Consider the following 4,271-nt stretch of genomic DNA (forward strand, 5'->3'; position numbering starts at 1 on the left):
GCCCCCCTCGGCTCTCCGACTCGCCTGGGACGACATGACGACCACCACCCCCCGACGGGCCACACCCCCCGTCCGCAAAGGCAACGGCACCCGCACCGGTCCCACGGCCAGCGCGCGGACCGCGACACGCCGGCGCCGCCGGGCCGTGGCGCTGCTGTACGTCCTGCCGGCGTTGCTGCCGTACACCCTGTTCGCAGTCCTCCCGGCCCTGCACACCTTCTATCTGTCGCTGTTCGACTGGGACGGGGTGACCCTGCCGTCCTTCGCCGGGTTCGACAACTACCGCCGGGTGGCCACCGATCCGCAACTGCGGGCGGCTGCCTGGCACGCCGGGGCGCTCATCCTCTTCTTCTCCGTCCTGCCCATCGGCCTGGGCCTGGTGTCGGCGGCGCTCGTCGCCCGCCGCTCGGGCCGCCGCGGCACCTCCCTGATCCGTACGCTGCTGTTCCTGCCTCAGGTCATCCCGCTGGTCGCCGTCGCCATCATCTGGCGCTGGGTGTACGCCGAGGACGGCACCCTCAACCAGGCCCTGCGGGCCGTCGGCCTGGGGCGGCTGACCGACTCCTGGCTCGGCAGCTTCACCTGGTCGCTGCCCGCCGTCGGCCTGATCGGGACCTGGGTGGTGGCGGGGCTGTGCATGGTGCTCTTCCTGTCCGGGACGCAGCGCATCGACCAGGAGATCTACGAGGCCGCGCGGATGGACGGAGCCGGCCCGGTGCGCGAGTTCTGGTCCGTCACGGTCCCGCTGCTGCGGCCGGAGATCGCGGTCGCGCTGTCCATCACCGTGATCGCCGCCCTGTCCAGCTTCGACCTGATCTACATCACCACCGGCGGCGGCCCCGGCAACAGCACCGTCGTCCCCGGCATCCTCATCTACCGGCTGGCCTTCGGCGGAGGCGCCGTGGGCCTGGCCGGCGCGCTGGCGGTGGTGCTGACGGCGGTCATCGCGGTGGCCGTGCTGGTGATCAACCGGCTTGCGCGGGAGACACCATGACGGTCCATCAGCCGACGCACAAGCCGGCGCTTCGACCGATGTCCACACGGAGACGAACGCCGGCCCGCCGTCCCCGCGGCCTCGCCGCACCCCTCGTCCTCACCCTCTTCCTCACCGCCGTCCTCATCCCGTTCCTGTCCCTCCTCCTGGCCTCCCTCCAGCCCGCGGGGACACCGCTCACCGGGTTCGCCCTACCGGACGGCATCCATCTGGAGAACTTCGTCCACGCCTGGTCCGCCGCGGGGTTCGGCACGCTGCTGCGCTCCAGCGCCGTGATCGCGCTCGCCGTCGTCCCCGCGGCGGTCGCGTGCGCCACCCTCGCCGGATACGCGCTGGCCACGATGGACGTCCCCGGCGGCGGCAAGCTCTACGGCTACGTCCTGCTCGGTCTGGCCATCCCGACCGAGGTCACCGTCATCCCGCTCTACTACGACCTGCGCGCCCTCGGTCTCACCAACACCGTGCCGGGGCTGGCCCTCGCCGAGATCGCCGCCTTCATGCCGTTCGGCGTCTTCTGGATGCGGGCCCACTTCGCCACCGTGCCGCGCAGTCTCATCGAGGCCGCCCGGCTGGACGGGGCCTCGTCGTGGACGACGCTGTGGCGGGTGCTGATGCCCAGCTCACGCCCGGCCGTGACCACCCTCGGCGTCCTGTACTTCGTATGGAGCTGGAACCAGTTCCTGCTCCCGCTGATCCTCATCCAGGATCCGGCGGGGCGCACCGCGCCGACCGGACTGGGCTACTTCACCGGCCAGTACGACGTCGACGTGCCGCTGCTCGCGGCCGCCACGCTGATCGTGATCGCCCCGGTCGTCCTCGTCTACCTCTTCTTCCAGCGGCACTTCATCAACGGCGTGCTCAGCGGCGCCCTCAAGGGCTAGGAGACCCCCACCAGATGGCAGAACTCGACGTAGCTCTGATCGGCGCGGGCGGTATCGCACGCACCCATCTGCCCGCATGGACCGCGCTCGGTGCCCGCGTACGCGTCTACTCCCCCGACGGCCGGGCCCCCGCCCTGGCCCGCGAGTTCGGCCAGAGCGCGGCCGGATCGCGCGAGGAGGCCGTCGAGGGCGCCGACGTGGTGGACGTCTGCACCCCCACCGACACCCACCCCGAGATCACCCTGGCCGCCGTCGCCGCCGGGGCGCACGTCCTGTGCGAGAAACCCCTCGCCCTGCACCCCGCCGACGCCGCGGAGATGGCCGCCGCCGCAGGCGCGGCGGGAGTACGGCTCTACCCCGGCCATGTGGTGCGCTGGTTCCCCGCCTACGCCCGGCTTCACACGCTCGTCACCGGGGGCGGCCTCGGCCGGGTCGCGGTGGCCCGGTTCACCCGTACCGGCCGCTACCCCACCTGGAGCGACTGGTTCGCCGACCCGGCGCGCTCCGGGGGCATCCTCGTCGACCAGATGATCCACGACATGGACATCGCCCGCTGGCTGTTCGGCGAGGTCGTACGCGTCCACGCGCGGCAGAGCGGCCATCTCACCGCTCCGGCGCCCGAGGGCGCGGTCGCCACCGGGACCGCGGTGCTCACCCACGCGACCGGCGCCCTCACCCAGGTCGTGGGCGTCTGGGCGCCGCCGGCCACCCCGTTCCGTACGACCTTCCACATCGCCGGCACCGGCGGAACCGTACGGCACGACTCGCTCGCCTCACCGGGACTGCGGGTCGTCGGTACGGCGGGGCAGGGAGCGGGCGCGGCCGAGGGCATCCCGTCGGGCGACTTCGGCGAGTCGCCGTACCTCGCCCAGATACGGGAGTTCGCCGACGCCTTCGCGGGAGGGGCCGAGCCCCGGGTGAGCGCGGCCGACGGCGTGGCGGCCGTACGGATCGCCGCGGCGGCCGCCGAGTCGGCCCGCACCGGACGGGCGGTCGAGCTCGCCGCACCGCTCGCAGCCGATGGAGCAACCGACGCGACGCCCGAGGGAGCTTCCGCATGAAGGTCGCCGTCCTGTCCTTCGCCCACGTCCACGCCCCTACGTACATCGAGCTGCTGCGCGACCGCGGCGACGTCGAGCTGCTGACCGCCGACCCCGGCGCCCCGCCGGACGACCCGGACCGGGGAGCGGCACTGGCCCGGCGGCTGGGCGTGCCGTACGCCGCCGGCTGGGACGAGGTGTTCGCCCAGCGCCCCGACGCGGTGGTGGTGACCAGCGAGAACGCACGGCACCGGTATCTGGTCGAGCGGGCCGCGGCGGCCGGCGCGCACGTGCTGTGCGAGAAGCCGCTCGCCACGAGCGAGGCGGACGCGCTGGCGATGATCGACGCGTGCGCCGGCGCCGGAGTGGGCCTGATGACCGCCTATCCGGTCCGTTTCGGCTCGGCTTTCACCGCGCTGCGCCGGGCCGTGGCCGACGGTTCGCTCGGGGCGCTGGTCAGCGTGCACGGCTCCAACAACGGCTGGAACCCGGCCGGTTCACGGCCGTGGTTCGGTGACCGGGAACTGGCGGGCGGCGGCGCGGTGATGGATCACACCGTGCACATCGCCGACCTCATGGACGTCCTGCTCGGCGGTGAGCAGGCGGTGGAGGTCTACGCCCAGGCCAATGACCTGCTGGGCAGCGAGGGGGCAGACGTGGAAACGGCCGGTCTGGTCACCGTCCGGTACCCGGGCGGCGTCGTCACCGCCATCGACTGCAGCTGGAGCCACCCGAAGGACCATCCCACATGGGGCGGCCTGTCCCTGACCTGCGTCGCCGAGCGGGGGATCGTCGAGTTCGACGCCTTCCCGCGGCTCCTCGGCGGCTTCGACTCCGCCACCGCCCGCTCCCGCTGGGAACCGGGCGGCGACGACCTGGACGCGGTCATGCTGGAGGAGTTCCTCGGCGCCGCGCGCACCGGCCGCCGCCCCCGGCCGGACGGCGAGGCCGGTCTGCGCAGCCTGCGGATCGTCCTGGCGGCCTACGAGTCCCTGCGCACCGGACAGCCGGTGGCGCTCCCCGACCCGCGGGCCGCCCAGCCTTCCTGATCGCGGTCGCAGACGCCTCGCCAGGTGCCGTACTTCTCCGGCAGACGGACCCAGTGTGTTCCGGCAGCACTAGGGCACGACCTGACAAAGCCCTCCTAGGCCACCTGCGCCCCAGGGTGTTTGAAGACCTGTTCTCCGTGCCAGAGGACGAAGGCGTGGTCGACGGCGGGACGGCCCGGGCGCGGCGGTGTGACGGGGCGGCCGTGCAGGGCGTCCACGGCACGGCCGGCGGGGCTGCGCGCCACGTACCGCTGGGAGACCTGTATACGGAGGTCGGGCTGGTCGGGTCGGCCGGGTGGGGCGGGTG

General features: G+C 73.3%; 4 protein-coding genes and 1 pseudogene. 4 read left to right on the forward strand and 1 reads right to left on the reverse strand.

The features are described 5' to 3' along the window. Window positions 1-34: 34 nt before the first annotated feature. Genes FNH04_RS42240 through FNH04_RS42255 form a run of 4 tightly spaced genes read left to right on the forward strand, consistent with a single transcriptional unit; the run spans window position 35 to window position 3,964 of the window. Entirely contained in the window at window positions 35-994 is a 960-nt protein-coding gene (locus tag FNH04_RS42240) for a carbohydrate ABC transporter permease (RefSeq protein ID WP_152791540.1), read from the forward strand. Between the two features lie 38 nt (window positions 995-1,032). Then, window positions 1,033-1,875 carry a carbohydrate ABC transporter permease gene (locus FNH04_RS42245; RefSeq protein ID WP_152791541.1) on the forward strand — a complete coding sequence of 281 codons (843 nt, stop codon included), beginning with the start codon at window positions 1,033-1,035 and terminating at the stop codon, window positions 1,873-1,875. A 14-nt stretch (window positions 1,876-1,889) separates the two neighbouring features. After that, on the forward strand, window positions 1,890-2,936 hold the full coding sequence (locus tag FNH04_RS42250) for a Gfo/Idh/MocA family protein (RefSeq protein WP_152791542.1): 1,047 nt from the start codon (window positions 1,890-1,892) through the stop codon (window positions 2,934-2,936). Continuing rightward, complete coding sequence (locus FNH04_RS42255; protein ID WP_152791543.1) at window positions 2,933-3,964, forward strand: Gfo/Idh/MocA family protein; 1,032 nt, start codon at window positions 2,933-2,935, stop codon at window positions 3,962-3,964. Before FNH04_RS42250 ends, FNH04_RS42255 begins: the two co-directional genes overlap by 4 nt. A 95-nt stretch (window positions 3,965-4,059) precedes the next feature. Here FNH04_RS42255 and FNH04_RS42260 read toward each other — a convergent pair. Then, window positions 4,060-4,271, reverse strand: a pseudogene (locus FNH04_RS42260) (hypothetical protein); the annotation flags it as partial.

It is taken from the genome of Streptomyces phyllanthi (genome assembly GCF_009377205.1).
GTDB lineage: Bacteria > Actinomycetota > Actinomycetes > Streptomycetales > Streptomycetaceae > Streptomyces > Streptomyces phyllanthi.